Source organism: Lysinibacillus sp. YS11, assembly GCF_002896375.1.
GTDB lineage: Bacteria > Bacillota > Bacilli > Bacillales_A > Planococcaceae > Lysinibacillus > Lysinibacillus capsici.
In genome coordinates, this window is the sequence record NZ_CP026007.1 from 982,178 (window position 1) to 1,004,591 (window position 22,414).

19 protein-coding genes are annotated in these 22,414 nt (G+C 38.2%); 18 read left to right on the top strand and 1 reads right to left on the bottom strand.

Annotated features, from left to right (window positions below; translation table 11 throughout):
• Positions 1–5: 5 nt before the first annotated feature.
• The 13 genes from LBYS11_RS04540 (at position 6) to pyrE (ending at position 14,902) form a co-directional block, all read left to right on the top strand.
• The gene (locus tag LBYS11_RS04540; protein WP_004227344.1) at positions 6–1,574 is read left to right on the top strand and encodes a sodium/solute symporter; all 1,569 of its coding nucleotides are present in this window, start codon (positions 6–8) and stop codon (positions 1,572–1,574) included.
• Positions 1,575–1,738: 164 nt separating this feature from the next.
• The gene (gene lspA, locus LBYS11_RS04545) at positions 1,739–2,218 is read left to right on the top strand and encodes a signal peptidase II (protein WP_004227346.1); all 480 of its coding nucleotides are present in this window, start codon (positions 1,739–1,741) and stop codon (positions 2,216–2,218) included.
• Positions 2,215–3,126 (top strand): RluA family pseudouridine synthase, encoded by a 912-nt coding sequence (locus LBYS11_RS04550; RefSeq protein WP_103117549.1) that lies wholly within the window; start codon positions 2,215–2,217, stop codon positions 3,124–3,126. Before lspA ends, LBYS11_RS04550 begins: the two co-directional genes overlap by 4 nt.
• Positions 3,127–3,366: 240 nt before the next feature.
• Positions 3,367–3,915 (top strand): bifunctional pyr operon transcriptional regulator/uracil phosphoribosyltransferase PyrR, encoded by a 549-nt coding sequence (gene pyrR / locus LBYS11_RS04555; protein WP_103117550.1) that lies wholly within the window; start codon positions 3,367–3,369, stop codon positions 3,913–3,915.
• 14 nt (positions 3,916–3,929) lie between these two features.
• A complete protein-coding gene (locus LBYS11_RS04560; RefSeq protein ID WP_054549867.1) occupies positions 3,930–5,240 on the top strand; it encodes a uracil-xanthine permease family protein in 1,311 nt (436 codons plus the stop codon).
• A gap of 194 nt (positions 5,241–5,434) precedes the next feature.
• Positions 5,435–6,313, top strand: a complete 879-nt coding sequence (locus LBYS11_RS04565) for an aspartate carbamoyltransferase catalytic subunit (protein WP_048394636.1) — start codon at positions 5,435–5,437, stop codon at positions 6,311–6,313.
• A 1-nt stretch (position 6,314) separates the two neighbouring features.
• On the top strand, positions 6,315–7,592 hold the full coding sequence (locus tag LBYS11_RS04570) for a dihydroorotase (protein ID WP_103117551.1): 1,278 nt from the start codon (positions 6,315–6,317) through the stop codon (positions 7,590–7,592).
• Complete coding sequence (gene carA / locus LBYS11_RS04575) at positions 7,592–8,692, top strand: glutamine-hydrolyzing carbamoyl-phosphate synthase small subunit (RefSeq protein ID WP_016994256.1); 1,101 nt, start codon at positions 7,592–7,594, stop codon at positions 8,690–8,692. Before LBYS11_RS04570 ends, carA begins: the two co-directional genes overlap by 1 nt.
• The gene (gene carB, locus LBYS11_RS04580; RefSeq protein WP_103117552.1) at positions 8,685–11,882 is read left to right on the top strand and encodes a carbamoyl-phosphate synthase large subunit; all 3,198 of its coding nucleotides are present in this window, start codon (positions 8,685–8,687) and stop codon (positions 11,880–11,882) included. Before carA ends, carB begins: the two co-directional genes overlap by 8 nt.
• A 1-nt stretch (position 11,883) precedes the next feature.
• Positions 11,884–12,657, top strand: a complete 774-nt coding sequence (locus LBYS11_RS04585; protein WP_004227355.1) for a dihydroorotate dehydrogenase electron transfer subunit — start codon at positions 11,884–11,886, stop codon at positions 12,655–12,657.
• Positions 12,654–13,565, top strand: a complete 912-nt coding sequence (locus LBYS11_RS04590; RefSeq protein ID WP_048394627.1) for a dihydroorotate dehydrogenase — start codon at positions 12,654–12,656, stop codon at positions 13,563–13,565. Before LBYS11_RS04585 ends, LBYS11_RS04590 begins: the two co-directional genes overlap by 4 nt.
• Complete coding sequence (gene pyrF, locus LBYS11_RS04595) at positions 13,565–14,269, top strand: orotidine-5'-phosphate decarboxylase (RefSeq protein WP_103117553.1); 705 nt, start codon at positions 13,565–13,567, stop codon at positions 14,267–14,269. Before LBYS11_RS04590 ends, pyrF begins: the two co-directional genes overlap by 1 nt.
• A 3-nt stretch (positions 14,270–14,272) precedes the next feature.
• Positions 14,273–14,902: an orotate phosphoribosyltransferase gene (pyrE, locus tag LBYS11_RS04600; protein ID WP_103117554.1), complete on the top strand. Its 630-nt coding sequence runs from the start codon at positions 14,273–14,275 to the stop codon at positions 14,900–14,902.
• Positions 14,903–14,979: 77 nt separating this feature from the next.
• Here the strand turns inward: pyrE and LBYS11_RS04605 are convergent, their stop codons facing one another.
• A complete protein-coding gene (locus tag LBYS11_RS04605) occupies positions 14,980–15,768 on the bottom strand; it encodes an MBL fold metallo-hydrolase (RefSeq protein ID WP_103117555.1) in 789 nt (262 codons plus the stop codon).
• 748 nt (positions 15,769–16,516) lie between these two features.
• Between LBYS11_RS04605 and LBYS11_RS04610 the strand changes: the two genes are divergently transcribed.
• From LBYS11_RS04610 to LBYS11_RS04630, 5 genes are read left to right on the top strand one after another with little or no spacing between them, the layout of a single operon-like run.
• Positions 16,517–17,530 (top strand): ABC transporter ATP-binding protein, encoded by a 1,014-nt coding sequence (locus LBYS11_RS04610; RefSeq protein WP_103117556.1) that lies wholly within the window; start codon positions 16,517–16,519, stop codon positions 17,528–17,530.
• Positions 17,527–18,462 (top strand): ATP-binding cassette domain-containing protein, encoded by a 936-nt coding sequence (locus tag LBYS11_RS04615; RefSeq protein ID WP_103117557.1) that lies wholly within the window; start codon positions 17,527–17,529, stop codon positions 18,460–18,462. Before LBYS11_RS04610 ends, LBYS11_RS04615 begins: the two co-directional genes overlap by 4 nt.
• 1 nt (position 18,463) lies before the next feature.
• Entirely contained in the window at positions 18,464–19,426 is a 963-nt protein-coding gene (gene opp4B / locus LBYS11_RS04620; protein WP_004227362.1) for an oligopeptide ABC transporter permease, read from the top strand.
• A gap of 35 nt (positions 19,427–19,461) precedes the next feature.
• On the top strand, positions 19,462–20,361 hold the full coding sequence (locus LBYS11_RS04625) for an ABC transporter permease (protein ID WP_103117558.1): 900 nt from the start codon (positions 19,462–19,464) through the stop codon (positions 20,359–20,361).
• Between the two features lie 16 nt (positions 20,362–20,377).
• Positions 20,378–22,201, top strand: coding sequence for an oligopeptide ABC transporter substrate-binding protein (locus LBYS11_RS04630; protein WP_103117559.1), 1,824 nt, complete (start codon positions 20,378–20,380; stop codon positions 22,199–22,201).
• Positions 22,202–22,414: the final 213 nt, after the last annotated feature.

Here is a 22,414-nt window from a genome sequence, read left to right on the forward strand (position 1 = left end):
GTTGAATGATGGAAGCTCTATTAGAACCAAAGATGTTAATGACCATTGCTTTAATGGGAACAATTGTATACATTACGTATTTAACAAAAAGAAATGCAACAGCTTCGGATTTCTTTGTAGGTGGCCGAAGCTTCGGATGGTTTACAAATGGTTCTGCCATTGGTGGAGATTACTTAAGTGCAGCAACATTCCTGGGCATCGCAGGGTTAACATTTCAACTTGGATATGATGGTGCTTATTATGCTTTTTGCTTCTCCATTGGGTTAACATTATTAGCGATTTTTGTGGCAGGTCCTTTAAGACGTTTTGGTGCATTTACCGTTGCAGATTTTTTAGGCTATCGTTTTCATAGTAGACGAGCACGGCTTGTAGCTGTGGCAGTGGTGTTAGCTATTTCAGGCTTTTATGCAGCTCCCCAATTATTAGGTGCTGCACAGATTTTAAGTATGTTTTTCGGTACTTCTTATGAATTCGGCATTATATTTACTTGTGTTGTTATGATTTTTTATGTAGGTATTGGTGGTATGAAAGGAACAACCATCAACCAAGCATTAGAGTTGTGGATTCGTCTTGGTGCGTTTATTGTGATGTTAATTGCAGCAGTTTATGGCGGTTTACATTATGATAAAATTTTAGCAGCCATCCATTCATTTAGCGGTCCAATTACAGGCACTTCACCGTATGCCTTAGATGGCAATGATATCAATTTTGATGGTGCTGCTTGGACAGGCACGGGCTTTTATTTCCCCACGTTCTGGCAAACAATTAGTATGACGATAGGATTAGCGCTAGGAACAATTGGTCTTCCTCATATTTTATTGCGCTTTTATACAAACCCAAGTGCTAAAGCAGCCCGTAAATCTGCACTCATGGCCATTGGAATTGCAAGCGCGTTCTTCTTGTTAGCTGTTTATTTAGGTGTTGTAGGTCGATCTATTTTCATTTCTGGGACAGCTAGTGAGGAAGTCATGCGTGATTTAGTGCTGGGTGGGAATAATATGGTCATTCCTACTACAGCCCTTGCACTAGGTGGCAAATGGCTACTTGGATTAGTTATAGCAGGAGCATTTGCAGCTATTTTCTCCAATCTTTCAGGATTGTTTATTACAAGCTCAGGTGCACTAGCTCATGATTTATATGCCAATATCATGAAAAAGGATATTACACAAAAACAACGAGTTATTGCTGGGAAAGTGGCTATTGTATTATTAGGTATTTTATATGGAGCATTGGGTTTACTTGTAAAGGATGCATCTATTGGCCATTTAGTGGCGCTCGCTTTTACTGTCGCTGCAAGTACATTTACCCCAATATTCATTTTAGGTATTTGGTGGAGAGGCATGACAGAAAAAGGAGCCATTGCAGGATTATTAATAGGACTTGGCGTGTCTATGTGGATGATCTTTTTACCAGGAACGTTACCAAGCTTCTTGCAGTTTAAAATTCCAGGTATTGTGACAGTACCTGTGGGCTTCTTATCTGTTATCATCGTGTCATTAATAGATCGCAAAGTTCCTGCTGATGTTAATGACTTCATGAAGCGAGTACATTCAAAAGAATCTGAAACTGTCTAACCAATAAGTTATGGCTATTTCTATTGCTTAAACGTAATAGGGGTAGCCTTTTTATATTTCTTGAAGAGATTTAGAATCAGCCATATTTAGATATGATATTAGTTATTGTGAATGGTACTGTTATGGTAGAATAGGTAAGATGTTGAGTGAACGGAGGAATGTCTGTGTATAAATATTATGGATTAGCTGCATTTGTCGTTTTACTGGATCAATGGACAAAATGGCTGATTGTGAAAAATATGGAATATGCTGAACGCATTGCTGTATGGGACCCATGGTTTGGTATTTTGTCTCATCGAAATAGAGGGGCAGCATGGGGGATGCTAGAGGGGCAAATGTGGTTGTTTAGTATTGTCACAGTTGCTGTTATCTGTGCGATTGTCTATTTTTATCATAAAGAAGCAAAGGGAAAGCCTGTTTTTCAAGTCGGCTTAATGCTCTTGCTTGGTGGTGCAGTAGGAAACTTTATAGACCGTCTATTTAGAGGAGAAGTGGTCGATTTTGTAGATGTTTTAATTCCAATTATTAATTATGATTTTCCTATTTTTAATGTGGCAGATGCTGCATTAACAATAGCGGTTGTCGTGCTGATGATTGGCTTAATTATGGAAGATAAAAAAGAGAAGAAACAGGTGAAACAATGACGCAAGTAACATATACAATCGAAGAACAGCAGCAAGGAGAGCGCATTGATAAAGCACTTTCCAGCTTACAATCTGAGTGGTCACGCACGCAAATTGGGAACTGGATTAGTGAGGGAGTCATTAAAGTAAACGGTGATGCTGTAAAGGCAAAATATAAGGTTAAAGCTGGTGACATCATCGCTATTGATGTACCAGAAGTGGAAGAATTGGATGTTGTCGCAGAAAATTTAGATTTAGATATTGTTTATGAGGATGCAGATGTTCTTGTTGTGAATAAACCAAAGGGTATGGTGGTACATCCAGCACCGGGCCATATGGGAGGTACACTGGTAAATGGCTTAATGTATCATTGTAAAGACTTATCAGGGATTAATGGTGTACTACGACCAGGAATTGTCCATCGTATCGACAAAGATACATCGGGCTTATTGATGGTTGCTAAAAACGATACGGCTCATGAATCATTAGTCAATCAATTAGTGAATAAAACAGTTACTCGTAAATATATTGCTCTTGTCCACGGGCATATTGCACATGATAAGGGGACAATTGATGCACCAATTGGTCGTGACCAAAAAGATCGCCAAAAACAGGCAGTTGTCGATAATGGTAAACATGCTGTCACACACTTCCAAGTTGTTGAACGTTTTGGTGACTATACGCTGGTGGAATGTCGTTTAGAAACGGGACGTACACACCAAATTCGTGTGCATATGAATTATATTGGCTTCCCACTTGTTGGAGATCCAAAATATGGTCCGAAAAAGACAATCAACTTTGGGGGACAAGTTTTACATGCAGCGACTTTAGGATTCGATCATCCTTCATCTGGAGAATACTTGGAGTTTGAAACACCACTTCCAGCTGATTATGAACAATTATTAAATGATTTACGAAATAGGCATTGACGTATACGAAAAGAAAGTCTATACTAACGACAGTGAATGAACAACATAACTAAATATTCACCTTTAATGGCAGTCCAGAGAGGCTGAGAAGGGACATGTGATAGTGTTGTGGAAATTTGTGCTGCAAATTTTTCCAACATGCTTTTTCGACACGTATACAACCCTCTCAGGCTATTCGCCTCGAGAGGTTTTTTTATGGACACATGGCCGATAATAGATTGAAGAGAGGAGGATACGAATATGGCACAAAATGAATTATTAGATGGCCCATCAATGACACGAGCATTAACACGTATTGCCCATGAAATAATTGAACGTAATAAAGGAATCGATGAATGTATTTTAGTTGGCATTAAAACACGAGGTGCCTTTCTAGCCAGACGTTTGGCGCAGCGAATTGAAAAAATTGAAGGTAAACCGATTCGTACAGGGGAACTTGATATTACACTTTACCGAGATGATTTAACAACGAAACATGAAAACGAACAAGCACATGTAGAACAAGTTGATATCGAGTATCAAGTGAAAAATCAAAAAATCATCTTAGTAGATGATGTACTTTATACAGGTCGAACAGTACGTGCAGCTCTAGATGCTGTAATGGATTTAGGAAGACCTGCACAAATTCAACTAGCTGTTCTAGTAGATAGAGGACATCGAGAGCTACCAATTAGAGCAGACTATGTGGGAAAAAACGTTCCAACTTCTGGCTCTGAGCGCATTGTTGTCAATTTAGAAGAAGTAGACGGAGAAGATTGCGTCATTATTTACAAAGAAGACGAACAATAAAGTGAGGAAACAGTATGTCAAATGCAGTTTTAGATATTAAGGATAAACCGACCCCGCTCCAGCTAGTGACATTAAGTTTCCAGCATATGTTTGCGATGTTTGGTTCAACGATTTTAGTACCGCAGTTAGTAGGTCTTAGTCCAGCGATTGCCCTTTTAACAAGCGGAATTGCTACATTATTCTTCCTATTAATTACGAAATTCCAGGTACCAGCTTATTTAGGCTCATCCTTCGCCTTTATTGCACCAATCCTACTTGCTGCAGGTGGTTTAAATGAAGACGGTTCGAGTGTAAACCCAGGCAATGCCATGATCGGTGCTATGGCTGTCGGCATTACGTACGGAATTGTATCCTTAATCATTTGGAAAAGTGGTTATAAGTGGATTATGAAAATCTTGCCACCGATTGTGGTAGGCCCAGTAATTATGGTAATTGGGCTTGGACTTTCTGGTACGGCTGTGAATATGGCAATGAACGTTAATGGAGAGTATAGCTTTTTACACTTCTCAGCTGCTTTAGTTACGGTCTTTACAGCTATCATCTTTACGATTTTCTTTAAAGGAATTTTAAGCACTATGCCAATTTTGATGGGCCTAATTGTAGGTTACATTTACTCCATGATAATTGACATAGTAGACTATACACCGATTGCCAAAGCAAAATTCTTCGCTATGCCTGATTTCTTAATACCGGGTGTGCATTATGAGTTTGAAATAACAACAAAAATTCTACTTATCATGGTACCGATCGTTATTGTAACAATTTCAGAACATATTGGTCATCAACTGGTATTAGGAAAAGTAGTAGATCGGGATTATATTAAAGAGCCAGGACTACACCGTTCGCTACTAGGTGACGGACTTGGCACATTTGTGAGTGCTTTAATCGGAGGCCCTCCGAAAACAACGTATGGTGAGAATATTGGTGTACTAGCCATTACTCGAGTATACAGTATCTACGTTATTGCAGGTGCAGCAGTGGTTGCTATCTTACTATCATTCTTCGGGAAAGCAATGGCCGTAATTGCAACGATTCCAACCGCAGTACTTGGTGGGGTTTCCATCTTACTGTTCGGAATTATCGCAGCAAGTGGCTTACGTATGCTAGTAGATAATCATATTGATTTTGGTAACAGTCGTAACCTAGTAATTGCTTCAGTGATTTTAGTCATTGGTATCGGCGGTGCCAAGTTTGTTATCTCAGAATCATTGAGTGTTGAAGGAATGGCCCTAGCAGCGATTATTGGTGTGCTATTGAATGCGATTCTACCAGGCAAAAAAGAAGCTGATATACCCGTACAATACAATCAAAATAAAGATTCATAGTAGTACCTTTTAATGAATTGTCCAGAGAGGCAAAAAAAGGGAAGTTGTGGACAGGCTGAAGTAGGATGTATGTCTTGCTGTAGTTTGTCACGCCTCCTCATGCCTCGTTGATGACATCAACGGGGCTTTTACTTTATATACAGAGAACGTCATACAAAGACGTTCACGATTCACAACCTAATGGAGGTCACATGATGAAGAACTTATTATCGATGGAACATTTAACAACAGAAGAGATTAACCAAATCCTAGATCTTGCGCAAGCATTTGAAAATGGTGAAACATCATCGTTATCTCGCACTCACAAAGTGGCCAACCTATTCTTTGAACCAAGTACTCGTACAAAAACAAGCTTTGAAATGGCAGAATACAAAATTGGCTGTCATGTTATCCCTTTTGATGCAGGGTTTTCGAGTGTTACAAAAGGGGAAACGATGTACGATACGGTCAAAACATTGGAAATGATTGGTTTAGATGCTGTCATCATTCGAGCGTCAGAAGATGAGTATTACAATGAGCTGCTGAATGGTATCAACGTAGCGATTATTAATGCAGGAGACGGTGCTGGGCAACACCCTTCACAATCCTTATTGGATCTTTATACCATCAAAAAAGAGTTTGGCTATTTCGAAGGGTTGAATGTCACCATTGCAGGAGATATCTCTCATAGTCGAGTAGCGAAATCAAATGCAACAGCATTACAAAATTTAGGGGCAAATGTTCATTTCCTTTGCCCAGAAGAATGGTCTGGCGGTTTTGAAGCGCACCATTCATGGGATAATCTGATCGAAATAAGTGATGTCATTATGTTACTACGTGTGCAACATGAACGTCATAAAGTAAATAAAAGCTTCTCAAAGGAAGGTTACCATCAAGAGTTTGGTTTAACAATTGAACGAGAAAAGCAAATGAAAGAATCGGCCATTATTATGCATCCAGCACCCGTCAATCGTGATGTCGAAATTGCTTCTGAGTTAGTCGAGTGTGATCGCTCTCGAATTTTTGAACAGGTGCGGAACGGTGTTTACACACGGATGGCTATTATGGAAACCATTTTAAAGGGGAGAGAATAACATGACAAAGGTACTTCAAAATGTACAAATGCTAGATGAACAAGGTGAATTGAAGACAGTCAATATTGCAATGGCAGACGGAAAGATTACGGCTATTGGTCAAGATGTGACTGTAGCAGGTGCAGAACTGATTGAAGGACATGGCTTAATCGTAGCACCAGGCTTTATCGATGTTCATACACATTTACGAGAGCCAGGATTTGAGCATAAGGAAACCATTGCAACAGGTTCGGCATCAGCAGCAAAAGGCGGCTTTACGACAATTTGCGCAATGCCTAATACAAAGCCAGTACCTGATTCGGTTGAAAACATGCAACTCATCAATGGGCTCATTAAGGACAGTGCGGTTATTCGAGTACTCCCATATGGTTCCCTAACAAAGGATATATCAGGTGAGGTTAGAACAAATATTGAAGAATTAAAAGCACATGGAGCAGTGGCATTCTCAGATGATGGTGTTGGTATCCAGCTAGCCTCAACGATGTATGAGCAAATGAAAGATGCGGCCCAGCACGATATGGTCGTTGTAGCACATTGTGAGGACAACTCATTAATCTATGATGGTGTGATGCATGAAGGAAAGCGTAATAAAGAGCTAGGCCTCCCAGGAATACCTTCCATTTGTGAATCCGTACAAATTGCACGAGATGTACTACTTGCAGAAGCAGCAGGCGCTCGTTACCATGTTTGTCACGTATCGACGAAGGAATCAGTGCGTGCGGTAAGAGATGCAAAGGCTGCAGGAATCCGTGTCACAGCAGAAGTTTGTCCACATCATTTATTACTAGAAGAGATGGATATTCCATCTGATGATGCTAATTGGAAAATGAATCCACCATTACGCGCAGCGGATGATAAAGATTCTCTACATGCAGCACTACTTGATGGCACAATCGACTGCATTGCAACAGATCATGCGCCACACACAGTAGAAGAAAAATGCTGCGGTATGGTTGGCGCACCATTTGGTATTGTAGGTTTCGAAACAGCTTTCCCACTACTTTATACACAGTTTGTAGAAACAGGAAAGTGGACGTTAAAACAATTAGTTGATTGGATGACAGTGAAAGCAGCTGAGATTTTTGATCTGCCATATGGCACATTAGAAGTGGGTGCTTCAGCGGATATGATTTTAATTGATACTCAAAAAGAACAAACGATTGATGCAGAAGGCTTTGTATCAAAAGGTCGTAATACACCATTCAACGGCTGGGTGGCAAAGGGTTGGCCAGTACTAACGATTTTTGAAGGCAATATCGTATATCAGGAGGCAGAGTAATGAAAAAACGTTTACTAGTTTTAGAAGATGGCACAGTATTTACAGGGACAGCATTTGGTAGCGAGCGTGCTTCACAAGGTGAGGTTGTATTCACAACAGGGATGACGGGTTATCAGGAAACGATTTCAGATCCCTCATTCTATGGACAAATTGTCACTTTAACTTATCCTTTAGTTGGTAATTACGGCATTAACCGTGATGACTTTGAATCGATTACGCCAGCCATTCGTGGATTTGTTGTGCGTGAATTAGCTAAAAATCCTTCAAATTTCCGCTGTGATTTAACTTTAGATGATTATTTGACATCAAAGGATATTCCAGGAATTGAAGGAATTGATACACGAAAATTAACACGTATTATTCGTAGTAAAGGTTCCGTAAAAGCGATTTTGACAGCTGCTGATGAAGAAGTAAATGTGGATGAAATAGTAGCACAATTACAAGCAACGCCAGCCATTACGCACCATGTTCGTGAAGTATCACCAAAAGCGGCCTATCCATCTCCAGGGCGTGGTAAACGAGTTGTCCTAATTGATTATGGAATGAAGCATGGGATTCTACGTGAATTAAACAAACGTGATTGTGATGTGCTAGTAGTACCTTATAATACGTCAGCTGAGGAAATTTTAGCTTGGCATCCAGATGGCATCATGCTGTCAAATGGACCAGGAAATCCTGAAGATGTTCAAGAAGGCATTGAAACAGTACGTAACTTAATTGGAAAAGTGCCAATGTTCGGTATTTGTTTAGGCCATCAAATCTTTTCTTTAGCAAGTGGTGCAAAAGCCTTTAAATTACCGTTTGGACACCGTGGTGGTAACCATCCAGTAAAAGATTTACGTACAGGTCGTACAGATTTAACATCTCAGAACCATGGCTATGCCATCGATATCGAATCATTAAAAGATACAGATTTAGAATTAACACATATCGCGTTAAATGATGGAACATGTGAAGGTGTGCGTCATAAAAAATATCCAATTTTCACAGTGCAATATCACCCAGAAGCATCACCAGGTCCAGAAGATTCAAACCACTTATTTGATGAATTCATCGAAATGATGGAAGTAGAAGCAGGGAAGGGGAAACAACATGCCTAAACGTACAGATATTGAAACTATTTTAGTAATCGGCTCAGGCCCAATTGTTATCGGACAAGCAGCAGAATTTGACTATGCAGGAACACAAGCATGTCTTTCATTAAAAGAAGAGGGCTACCGCGTTATTTTAATCAATTCAAACCCTGCTACAATCATGACAGATACAGAAATTGCAGACAAAGTCTATATTGAGCCAATTTCTCTTGATTTTGTATCGCGTATATTACGTAAAGAACGTCCAGACGCGATTTTACCAACACTTGGTGGTCAAACGGGCCTAAATATGGCGATCGAATTAGACAAATCAGGTATTCTAGATGAGCTTGGGATTGAAATTCTTGGTACTAAATTAGATGCCATCCATAAAGCAGAGGACCGTGATTTATTCCGTAATTTAATGTATGAGCTAGGAGCTCCAGTTCCTGAATCTGATATTATTCATAACTTAGATGAAGCTAAAAGATTTGTTGCGAAAATTGGCTATCCTGTCATTGTTCGACCTGCCTTTACACTTGGCGGTACAGGGGGCGGTATTTGCTACAACGATCAAGACTTAGAAGAAATTGTGACATCGGGTTTAAAATATTCACCTGTAACGCAATGTCTATTAGAGAAATCAATCGCAGGCTATAAAGAAATTGAATACGAAGTAATGCGTGATGCAGCTGACAATGCCATCGTTGTATGTAACATGGAAAACGTTGACCCAGTAGGGATTCATACAGGTGACTCAATCGTTGTTGCACCAACGCAAACATTATCTGATCGCGAAAACCAAATGCTACGTAATATTTCACTCGATATTATTCGCGCATTAAAAATTGAAGGTGGCTGTAACGTACAGCTTGCACTTGATCCATATAGCTTTAATTACTATGTGATTGAAGTAAATCCACGTGTCTCTCGATCATCTGCATTAGCATCAAAAGCAACAGGTTATCCAATTGCTAAGCTAGCCGCTAAAATTGCAGTAGGCTTAACGTTAGATGAAATTAAAAATCCTGTAACAGGCTCAACATATGCTTGTTTTGAGCCTGCACTGGACTATATCGTAGCAAAAATTCCTCGCTGGCCATTCGATAAATTCGAATCTGCTAAACGTAATCTTGGTACGCAAATGAAAGCTACTGGTGAAGTAATGGCGTTAGGTCGTACTTTTGAGGAAGCTATGCTAAAAGCGGTTCGTTCTCTTGAGACAGGTCAAGTACACTTAGAGTTAAAACATGCTGAAGAAAATTCAGATTCTTGGATTGAAAAACGTATTCGCAAGGCTGGGGATGAGCGTCTATTCTTCATCGGTGAAGCTTTACGTCGAGGTGTAACAATTGAACAAATTCATGAATGGTCAGCAATCGATCTATTCTTCTTAAATAAATTTAAAAATATTGTGGATATGGAACAAACGCTTGCTGACAATAAGAATGATAAAGACGTACTACGAACAGCTAAACGTTTAGGCTTTGCAGATAAGAAAATTGCTGAGCTTTGGGAAACAACACCAGAAGAACTGTATGCTTATCGTAAAGAGCATGGTATTATGCCAGTCTATAAAATGGTGGATACATGTGCAGCAGAATTTGAATCAGAAACACCATATTTCTATGGCACATATGAAGACGAAAATGAATCGATTAAGTCAGATAAACCTTCTGTGGTGGTACTCGGTTCAGGTCCAATCCGCATTGGCCAAGGGGTAGAATTTGACTACGCCACAGTACACTCAGTATGGGCGATTCAAGAAGCAGGTTATGAAGCGATCATCATTAACTCAAATCCAGAAACAGTGTCAACAGATTTCTCTATTTCCGATAAATTATATTTTGAACCATTAACAATTGAGGATGTTATGCATATTATCGACTTAGAACAACCAATTGGTGTTGTTGTTCAATTCGGTGGTCAAACGGCTATTAACCTTGCTGATAAATTAGCTGCTAATGGTGTGAAAATCTTAGGTACGTCTCTTGAGGATATTGACCGTGCAGAAAACCGCGATAAATTTGAGCAGGCGCTACGTGAATTAGATATTCCACAACCTCAAGGAGAAACAGCGGTTTCTACTGAGGAGGCTCTTGCCATTGGTGAGCGTCTAGGCTTCCCAGTGCTTGTCCGCCCTTCTTATGTACTTGGTGGGCGTGCAATGGAAATTGTTTATAACCAAGAAGAATTACAGCATTATATGGAAAACGCGGTAGAGGCATCTCCAGATCATCCAGTATTAGTAGACCGTTACTTAACAGGACAGGAAATTGAAGTAGATGCTATCTGTGACGGTGAGAATGTGTTAATACCAGGAATTATGGAGCATATCGAGCGTGCAGGAGTTCACTCTGGTGACTCAATCTCTGTTTACCCACCGCAAAAATTAACACAGGCACAAAAAGATACATTAGTTGACTATACAACTCGTCTTGCGAAGGGGCTAGGCATCATCGGCTTAATGAACATCCAATATGTCATTTCTCAAAACGAAGTATTTGTTATCGAGGTGAACCCACGTTCATCACGTACAGTACCGTTCCTAAGTAAGATTACAAATATCCCAATGGCTAATATTGCAACAAAAGCAATCCTTGGCAAATCCATTGTAGAGCAAGGCTATCCAACAGGCCTAGCAGCTGAGCAAAGAGGCGTATTTGTAAAAGTACCAGTGTTCTCATTCGCTAAATTACGACGTGTAGACATTACATTAGGACCTGAAATGAAATCTACTGGTGAAGTAATGGGGAAAGATGCAACATTAGAAAAAGCTCTTTATAAAGGCTTAGTTGCAGCAGGTATGGAAATACGAACAGAAGGTACAGTATTATTCACTGTGTCTGATAAAGATAAGGAAGAAGCGATTGCATTAGCAAAACGCTTCTCAACAGTAGGCTATCGCATTGTAGCAACTGAAGGTACAGCAAAAGCATTTGAAGCAGCAGGCGTACGAACTGATGTAGTAGGCAAGATTGGGGCGAAAGGACAAACATTGATTGACCTTATCCAAAATGGGGAAGCTCAGCTTGTTGTCAACACTTTAACAAAAGGCAAGCAACCAGCTCGTGACGGCTTCCGAATTCGTCGTGAGTCTGTAGAAAATGGTGTTCCTTGTCTAACATCTTTAGATACAGCAGAAGCAATGGTACGTGTTATCGAATCTATGACATTTACAGCAGAACAAATGCCAAAAGCGGAGGTAGTACACTAATATGATACGTCAAGAGAAAATGACGGTCGTCTCTCAAAAGCAAATTGCGACAAACATTTTCGAACTGACACTTCATGGTGAACTGGTTCAGGAGATGACTCCTGGCCAGTTTGTCCATGTAAAGGTGTCGGATTCACTGGAGCCGCTTTTACGTCGACCAATTAGTATTGCAAATATTGATAAAGACAACAATGAGTTTACAATGATCTATCGTGCTGAGGGGCGTGGTACGAAAGTTCTGGCAACAAATCGAGAAGGTCAGCTGGTCAACGTACTTGGACCAATTGGGAATGGTTTCCCAGTAGAAGCGGTGCAAGAGGGAGGTACTGCACTACTAGTTGGTGGTGGCATTGGTGTCCCTCCATTACATGAGCTAGCCAAGCAATTGAATGCTCGTGGTGTGAAAACAATCCACGTCTTAGGCTTCCAAACAAAAGATGTCTGCTTTTATGAGGATGAATTTAGTGCACTTGGTGAAACGCATTATGTTACGGTGGATGGCTCGAAAGGTACAAAAGGCTTTGTAACAACGGTTTTAGAGTCGCATGCTCCTGAATTTGATGTTTTTTATTCCTGTGGACCTTTACCAATGTTAAGGGCATTAGAAGGCTTTTATCCTGAAAAAGAAGGCTATTTATCATTTGAAGAACGTATGGGCTGTGGTATTGGAGCTTGCTTTGCATGTGTATGCAAAACAACTGATCAGGTTGAAAAAGACTATGTTAAAGTTTGCTCTGATGGTCCAGTTTTCCCGAAAGGAACGGTGGCACTATGAGTCGTTTAACAATTCAAATACCAGGCTTAGATTTAAAAAACCCTATTATGCCAGCCTCAGGTTGCTTTGGTTTTGGTCGTGAATATGCACAGCTTTATGATTTATCTAAACTGGGGGCTATCATGATTAAGGCAACAACGGTCGAAACGCGTGCAGGTAACCCTACGCCACGTGTTGCCGAAACAGCAGCGGGGATGTTAAATGCCATTGGTCTACAAAATCCAGGCATTGAAAAAGTGATGAATGAGGAATTAAAATTTTTAGAGGATTATAATGTGCCCATCATCGCCAATGTTGCTGGAACAGAGACATCAGACTATGTAGAAGTAGCACGCCGTATTTCAACAGCCTCAAATGTTAAAGCGTTGGAGCTGAATATTTCGTGTCCTAATGTGAAATGTGGTGGTATTCAATTTGGAACAGATCCTGCTACTGCACGTGAGCTGGTCAAGGCTGTCAAGGCTGTGTCAGAAGTGCCAGTCTATGTGAAGTTATCACCAAACGTGACGAACATCGTTGATATTGCCCTAGCTGTTGAAGCAGGTGGAGCAGATGGTATTACCATGATTAATACATTGGTTGGTATGCGTTTAGATGAGCGTACAGGTAAGCCAGTCATAGCTAATGGCACAGGTGGACTATCTGGTCCTGCTGTAAAACCTGTAGCAATACGAATGGTTTATGAGGTGTACAAGGCTGTCAATATTCCGATAATTGGTATGGGCGGTGTAACGGAAGCACAGGATGTCATTGATTTTATGTCCGCAGGTGCTTCAGCTGTAGCAGTAGGAACAGCTAACTTTGTTGACCATTTCGTTTGCCCGAACATTATTGAAGAATTACCAGCAAAGCTGGATGCATTAGGTGTAGAACATATAACAGAGATTATTGGAAGGAGCCATCGTTGATGAATACGAAACCTATACTAGCTCTAGATTTTCCAGGAGAAAAAGAAGTATTCGATTTTCTTAAAAAATTCGATGAGCCTCTTTTCGTGAAAATTGGAATGGAATTATATATGCAAGAAGGACCTGATATCGTACGCAAAGTAAAGGATTTAGGTCATGATATTTTCCTTGATTTAAAATTACATGATATCCCAAATACAGTAGGTTCTGCGATGAAGGGGCTAGCAAAATTAGGGGTAGATTTAGTCAATGTCCATGCTGCAGGCGGACGTGCTATGATGGAAGCAGCTCTAGAAGGACTTGAAGCAGGAACACCAACAGGCAAAGAACGTCCTGCACTAATAGCTGTTACTCAATTAACATCCACAACAGAAGAACAAATGCAAGCAGAACAAAAGATTGCTCTTTCATTGCAAGAGTCTGTCCTACACTACGCAGGGCTGACAAAGGAAGCAGGCTTACAAGGTGTTGTTTGCTCTGTCCATGAGGCTAAGGCGATTGCTGAGGTGTGTGGAGATGAATTTCTACGTGTCACACCTGGAATTCGTTTAGCTGGAGGTGCTACACACGATCAAAAACGTATAGCAACACCTGATGGGGCAAAGCGTGATGGTTCATCACTCATCGTTGTTGGCCGTGCTGTAACAGGTGCACAGGATCCAGTAGCAGCATATAAAATCGTAAGTGAATTATGGGAGGCATAAATTATGACATTACAAAATGAAATTGCACACGCTATGTTAAAAGTTGGAGCAGTAGAATTAAATCCTACAGAGCTATTTACATGGGCATCTGGAATTAAATCACCTATTTACTGTGATACACGTTTAACAATTTCCGATCCAATTATTCGTAAACAATTAGCAAATGGTTTAGCCTCTGTCATCAAAGAAAATTTCGGAGCGACAGAAATTGTAGCAGGAACAGCTACAGCAGGTATCCCACATGCGGCATGGGTAAGTGATATTTTAGAATTACCAATGGTTTATGTACGCTCTAAAGCGAAGGAGCATGGCCGTGGTAATCAAATTGAAGGAAAATACGTAGCAGGACAAAAAGTAGTGGTTGTGGAGGATATCGTTTCTACAGGTGGTTCTTCCATTACAGCAGTAGAAGCATTGCGTGCAGCAGGCTGTGAGGTGCTTGGAGTTGTTTGTGTATACACATATAATCTTCCACGCGCTGAACAAGCATTTGATGAGGCTGGCATCCAATACGTATCATTAACAAATTTTGATTATCTGATTGAAGCAGCAAATGAATCCGGCGCTATTAAAGAAGAAGATATTCCATTCTTAAAAGAGTGGCATGGAAAATTAAAAGCTGGAGAGCTGTAATTGCAAACTGTTCCATAGGTCATAGTTGATGATCAATGGAACAGTTTTTTCTTCCTATTAAATAGGAAACAAATAAGTTAAAATTGGATACTAAAGCCATTAAAGTGGTGAATTCCTGTACCAAATCGTACAAGGTTATTTTTACGTAGCATTTTAACTGCCGTTTTCACTTCTAATAAGATAGAAGGATCAACTCCTAGTGTATGATGTGAGCCGAAAATTTTTGTTAGAGAAGATAAGTTAGCGATTCTTTCTAAAGACTGAACTAAGTCCTCTGGGCTAGTTGTCGGGAAAAAGGCATAGATAGGCGCTTGATCATATAGTAAATCTCCCGTGAATAAATAACCATATTTATAATCCAAAATCGCAATATGTCCTGGAGAATGCCCTGGGGTATGTAGTACAGTAAGCTTTCGGTTTCCTATATCGAAAACATCTCCATCTTCTAGAACACCAGAAGGCTGCCCTTGAAAAGGTTGGTAGGTCGATGGATCGAACGCTATTGGTGTAGGTAACGTGATGTTACGGCCAACATCTCTTCTAATCTGGTCGATAGATAGTTTGGGTATTCCATTAATTAGCCAATCTACTTCATCTTTATGAACATAAATATCATCAAACTGCCCATGATTACCAATATGATCCCAATGAACATGAGTTGTAATAACTGTAATAGGCAAAGAAGTTAATTGTAGGATAATTCTATTAATATTATCAATTCCCAAACCTGTATCAATCAGAATCGCACGCTTGTCTCCTAACAATAAAAAGGAATGCACTTTTTCCCAATGTCCATACTCACTTATAGCGAATGTTTCATTGTTTATCTCTTCTACTGTAAACCATACATCATTAATTTTTACCATAACTGACACACCCCTCTTCTATATCCGTAAACTGATACAATATTTGATAATACTATGTTATTGAAAATTTTAACATAAAAACATGTAATTGCCTCATATAATATTCTAAATAGTATTTCTATATTTGAAATTAAAGAAAAAAGTAAACAACTTGAGATATTAAGAAGTATGTAAGGTAACAATAAATTATAATTGTTAAATTATTTTTTTAAAGTAATTTGAAATACTAGCACTTTAAAGTCTAAAATTATTTATTGAAAACAAAAATGAATAAAATATAACTTTTTCATAAAAAGTAATTTTTAATTTTCACTCAAAAATACTGAATTTATTGAATTTTTGTGTATTTAATTTCTGTAAAAAAATATAGTAAGAAATTCTATTTATTATATTTATAAAATATTTATTTGAAGGAAATGTAACTTTGAGAATAAAAAGTAAAATGTTTCTGAAATCGAAATAATAAAATTACTATTTTTTTGAGAGAGACGTATGGTGGAAATTTATATTTTGGTTTGTAATAATTTGAAAAAGGTACTTGCGTTTATACATGTTTTCTAGCTAAAATAATATCACGGTTTAATTTTCAGATAATTCTATCAGTGATTTAATGATTTAAAGTAAAAAAAATATTAAATTCACGCTTATCTAATAGAAAAGGAGAGGATAGGAGAGAAAAGTTAAATATGATTCTGATATAAGTATCAAGTTTTATTTTCAGAATATTGAATTATAGAGGAGAGATTGTTTGAATACAGCAAAATACTTATTAACAATATCTAATTTGACTACAAGTTTTCGAATTAAAGATACATACCACGCTGCTGTAGATGATGTCTCACTTTCGCTAAAAAAAAATGAGGTATTAGCAATAGTTGGAGAATCTGGTTGTGGTAAAAGTACTTTAGCGACTACAATTGTAGGCTTGCATAATGAAGTAAATACAAAGGTATCTGGCGATATTTTTTATAATAACCAAAATTTAGCTAAATTGAATGAACAACAATTTAATAACTTACGTGGAAATGACATAGGATTTATCTTTCAAGACCCACTTTCAGCACTTAATCCTTTAATGAGGATTAATGAACAAATTGAAGAAGGATTAATCTATCATACTAAGCTTACAAAACAACAGCGTGAAGAGAGAGTTTTAGAACTATTAAATCAAGTTGGTATCGCTAACCCAAAACGTGTGGCTAGACAATTTCCACATCAGTTATCTGGTGGTATGCGTCAGCGGGTCATGATTGCTATTGCCTTATCATGTAAGCCTACTATTTTAATTGCAGATGAACCGACAACAGCTTTAGATGTTACGATTCAGGCTCAAATTTTAGATCTATTAAAAACATTGCAGACTGAAACGGAGACAGGCATTATTCTCATTACTCATGATTTAGGTGTTGTAGCAGAGATGGCTGATCGAGTTGTAGTTATGTATGCAGGGGAAGTAGTTGAAGAAGCTCCAGTTCAGGAACTATTCAATAATCCAAGACATCCTTACACTCGTTCGCTATTAAATTCAATTCCACAAACACATAGCGAAAATGAAAGACTAGAAGTCATTAAAGGGATGGTTCCATCTTTAATAAATTTACCTCGAGAAGGTTGTCGTTTTTCAGGACGAATCCCATGGATTGATGCATCTTCACACGAGACAAAACCTCAATTACATGAAATTGCACCAGGGCATTTTGTGAGATGTACCTGCTGGAAACACTTTCATTTTGAAGGTGAAGAAGGGGGCGGGACTGTATGAGCTTTATGCAAATTAAGGATTTAAATGTTCATTATCCAATACGTGGTGGATTTTTTAATACCATTGTTGATCGAGTATATGCAGTAGACGGTGTGACAATGGAGTTTGAAAAAGGGAAAACCTATGGACTAGTAGGGGAATCAGGATCTGGAAAGTCTACTACAGGCAAAGCAATTATAGGTTTAGAAAAAATTACCTCTGGGCAAATCGTTTATGAGGGCGAAAATGTGACAAATCAACAGAGAAAACGTGATTCTGCCTATAACAGAGATATTCAAATGATCTTTCAAGATTCTCATTCGAGTATGAACCCTAGAAAACGCGTTCTTGATATACTAGCAGAGCCAATTCGAAATTTTATGAAGCTTAGTGATCAAGAGGAGCGCAAACGTATTAAAGAGTTGCTTGCAATTGTAGGGATGTCAGAGGACGTTTTACTCAAATATCCCCATGAATTTTCAGGTGGACAAAAGCAGCGACTTGGAATTGCACGAGCGGTTGCATGTAACCCTAAAATGATTATCGCTGATGAACCTGTTTCTGCGTTAGATTTATCTGTACAAGCACAGGTCTTAAATTTTATGAAAGATATCCAAAATGAATTTGGTCTTACTTACTTATTCATTTCTCATGATTTAGGTGTTGTTAAACATATGTGTGATTATATTTCTATTATGTATAAAGGACGCTTTGTGGAAACTGGTACAAGACATGATATTTATAAGAATCCTCAGCATATTTACACGAACCGCCTTTTATCAGCCATTCCAAATATCGAACCAGAGACTAGGGATGAGCGTAAATTAATTCGACAAAAAGTAGAGGAAAATTATCAAAAAGAGCAACATAAATATTATGATGAGCATGGAAAAGTCTACCCACTGAAATCCATTTCAGACACACATATGGTTGCAATGTCAGGGGGAATGTGAAATGTGGAAAACAATTGTTAGAAGAGTAATTTTAATGATCCCTCAAATGTTTGTACTAAGTTTAATTATTTTTGTTTTAGCAAAACAAATGCCAGGTGATCCTTTTACAGGGTTAATTACTCCAGAAACTGACCCTGCACGAATCGAAGAACTAAGGATTCAAGCGGGTTACTATGACCCTTGGTATATTCAATATTACCATTGGGTAATCAATGCCTTTCAGGGGGACTTTGGACAAAGCTATACATATAAACTTGCAGTGTCCACATTGATAGGTGAGCGTGCATTAAACACATTCTGGCTCGCTTTGCTTAGCACTATTCTTGTTTATTTAATAGCTATTCCATTAGGAATGATAGCGGGACGTAAACAGGATACTTTGTACGATAAGTCGATTACTTTGTATAGCTTCATAAGTTATGCAATACCTACCTTTGTGTTGGGTTTAATTTTCTTATATATTTTTGGATATCGTTTAATGTGGTTTCCGACAAGTGGAACTGTTGATGTAGGTGTAGAGCCGGGAACGCTCGAGTATTATTGGAATCGCTTGTATCATTTAATTTTACCTGCGATGACATATGCAATACTAGCTACAACTACAATTATTCAGTACTTACGTTCAGAAATTATTGATGCCAAGACACAGGATTATGTTAAAACAGCACGTAGTAAAGGTGTACCAATGAAAATAATCTATAGAAGACATATTTTCCGTAACTCCTTATTACCAATTGCAGCCTTTCTTGGCTTTACAATAACAGGATTATTGGGTGGCTCAATATTCATAGAGACAATTTTTGGCTTCCCAGGTATGGGACAATTATTCATCCATTCTGTAACAAGTCGCGATTATAGTGTTATTACCGCTCTTGTCATGCTTTATGGCTTCTTAGCGTTATTAGGTAGTCTATTGTCAGATATAATTATGAGCATTGTTGATCCACGTATCCGCATAGACTAGCAGCTAAATTGAACGCATAAGGAGAGGTGAATAAAATGGAGCAAAAAAATGATGTAGTGAAAGTTGAAAGTAATCCACCAACAGGAATTCAAGTTGTTATACGTGAATTCAGAAAAGATAAATTAGCATTATTTTCATTTATAGGTATAACTTTACTTATAGTTGTGATATTAATTATGTCTGCTTTTATGAACCAGGATGAGATATTACGAATTAAATTATTAGAGAGATTTACAGAACCTGGTGTTAATGGATATATTTTGGGGGCTGATGAAGCTGGGCGTGATATGTATGGACAGCTTATTATTGGTGCAAAAAATTCTATTTTAATTGCAATTGCAATCACTCTTATTGCAAATGCTTTAGGAATTGCTCTAGGAATAATAATGGGTTACTATGGTGGCTTTATTGATAACCTATTTATGCGTATCATTGATTTTCTTATGACATTACCTACCTTAATGATTATCATTGTTTTGGTCACAATTATTCCTAAATATGGTGTTTTAGAGTTGATTTTGATTTTAAGTGCCTTTCAATGGATCAGTACAGCGCGTCTTGTTCGAAGTAAAGCTCTATCAGAGGGACGAAGAGATTATGTAAATGCATCCAAAACAATGGGGACTAGTGATTTTGCCATTATGTTTAAAGGGATACTACCAAATTTAAGTTCTTTGTTAATAGTAGAGCTAACTTTAAACTTTGCTGGAAATGTTGGTATTGAAACAGGTCTATCATTTTTAGGCTTTGGATTACCACCTTCTACGCCTAGCTTAGGGACATTAGTAAGCTATGCAACAAACCCAATAGTATTATCTACAAAATGGTGGATTTGGTTGCCCGCATCATTATTAATATTAATTTTGATGCTTGGTATAAATTATGTTGGTCAAGCGCTAAGACGTGCGGCTGACGCAAAACAACGATTAGGATAAAGGGGAGGATTTACACATGAAGAAAAATTGGTTATTCTTATCCGTACTTTTTGCATTCATGCTAATTTTAGCAGCGTGCAATGGTGGTGGAGGTAGTGGGTCTGAAAAAGGCACAGAAACAGATAACACTGAAAAGTCTGGTGAAACAGAAAAGTCTGGTGAATCTGAGGCAACTAATGATTCTTTACTTCCAATGGAGGTAACAAATGAAGGAGAAGCAATTCAAGGTGGTACATTACGTGTAGGACTTGTAGCAAGCTCTCCATTCCAAGGGATTTTCAACTATGAGCTTTATGAAGATGCCTATGACTCAGATATTTTAGCTTATATGACAAATTCAATATTTGACGTTGATGGTGACTTCCTTATTACTGATAAGGGCGCTGCAAAATTAGAAGTTGATACTGATGCTAAAACAGCAACAGTCACATTGCAAGGTGATTATAAATGGTCTGATGGTACACCAGTAACAGCAGAAGATTTAATATATCCTTACGAAATTATTGGACATCCTGATTATACAGGTGTACGTTACGATGATGACTTCAGAAATATTGTAGGGGCAGAAGAATATCATAATGGCAAGGCTGATACAATCTCAGGTATTACAAAAGTAGATGATAAATCAATTAAAATTCAATTTAAAAAAGTATCACCTGCAATTTATTATGGTGGGGATGGCTTATGGGGTTATGCAGAACCAAAACATCAATTAGAGTCAATTCCAGTAAAAGATTTACTAGCTTCAGATGCAGTACGAAAAAATCCGGTGACTCTTGGCGCATTTAAACTTGATAAAGTTGTTAATGGTGAATCTGTACAACTTGTAGCTAACGAACATTACTTTAAAGGTAAGCCGAAAGTTGATAAAGTTGTAATCGAAGTTGTTCCACCAACTTCAATTGGTGAGGCGTTAAGAACAGGGAAATATGATCTAGCAACATCTTATCCAACTACTCAATTTGATAGTATTAAATCTTTAGAAAATATTTCTGTACTTGGTCGACCAGAATTGTCTTATTCTTATATCGGCTTTAAGTTAGGAAAGTATGATACAACAGCAAAAGTAAACGTGTTTGATGAAAAATCAAAAATGAACAATGTAGAGTTACGCCAAGCAATTGCGTTCGCAACAGATGTTGAGGGAGTTGCTGAAAAATTCTATCAAGGCTTGCGTGTACGTGGCAACTCTTTAATTCCACCAGTATTCTCATTCTATGATGAAACATTAGAGGGTTACCATTACGATCCAGAAAAAGCGAAAGAGTTATTAGATAAAGCTGGTTTTAAAGATGTTGATGGTGATGGAATTCGTGAAGATAAGGATGGTAAAAAATTCTCAATTCGTTTAGCTTCTATGGCTGGGTCAGAAACGGATGAAGCAATTGTTGAATACTTCCGTCAAAATTGGAAAGAAGTTGGTTTAGATGTACAGTTAACAACTGGACGTCTTATCGAGTTCAATGCATTTTATGATAAAGTACAAGCAGATGATCCGGAGATCGATATGTTTATGGCAGCTTGGAATACAGGAACAAATCCATCTCCAGCGGGCTTATATAGTGTAGGTGCTGAATTCAACTTTAGCCGCTATGTATCACCTGAGTTAACAAAATTATTAGCAGCTATCGACTCCGAAGATGCTATGGATCAAGAAAAACGCTCTAAAGCTTTCCGTGAATGGCAAGAATATATGAGTGATAAAGCAATGGTAGTTCCAACATTCTTCAGAACTGAAGTTATTCCAGTTAATAAACGCGTGAAAAATTACAATGTTGATTATGCAAATCTTACAGAGTTACAAGATATTGAATTAACAGCAGATGCTCCAATAAAATAATAGGTATCAAAGAAGCAGTCTTTCTTGATAGAAGAAAGACTGTTTTTTCAAAACCTATTTAAAGATGCTGTGAAAGAAAGAAAATTAAAGAGGTTATAGAGTAGAAAAGTTAATAAAATTTACTTTAAACATTCAATAACAATTACAAAAGTCTTGTATATATGCCTTTTATTGATAATTACGTTATACAGGTTTAGACTACAGTTAAATGTG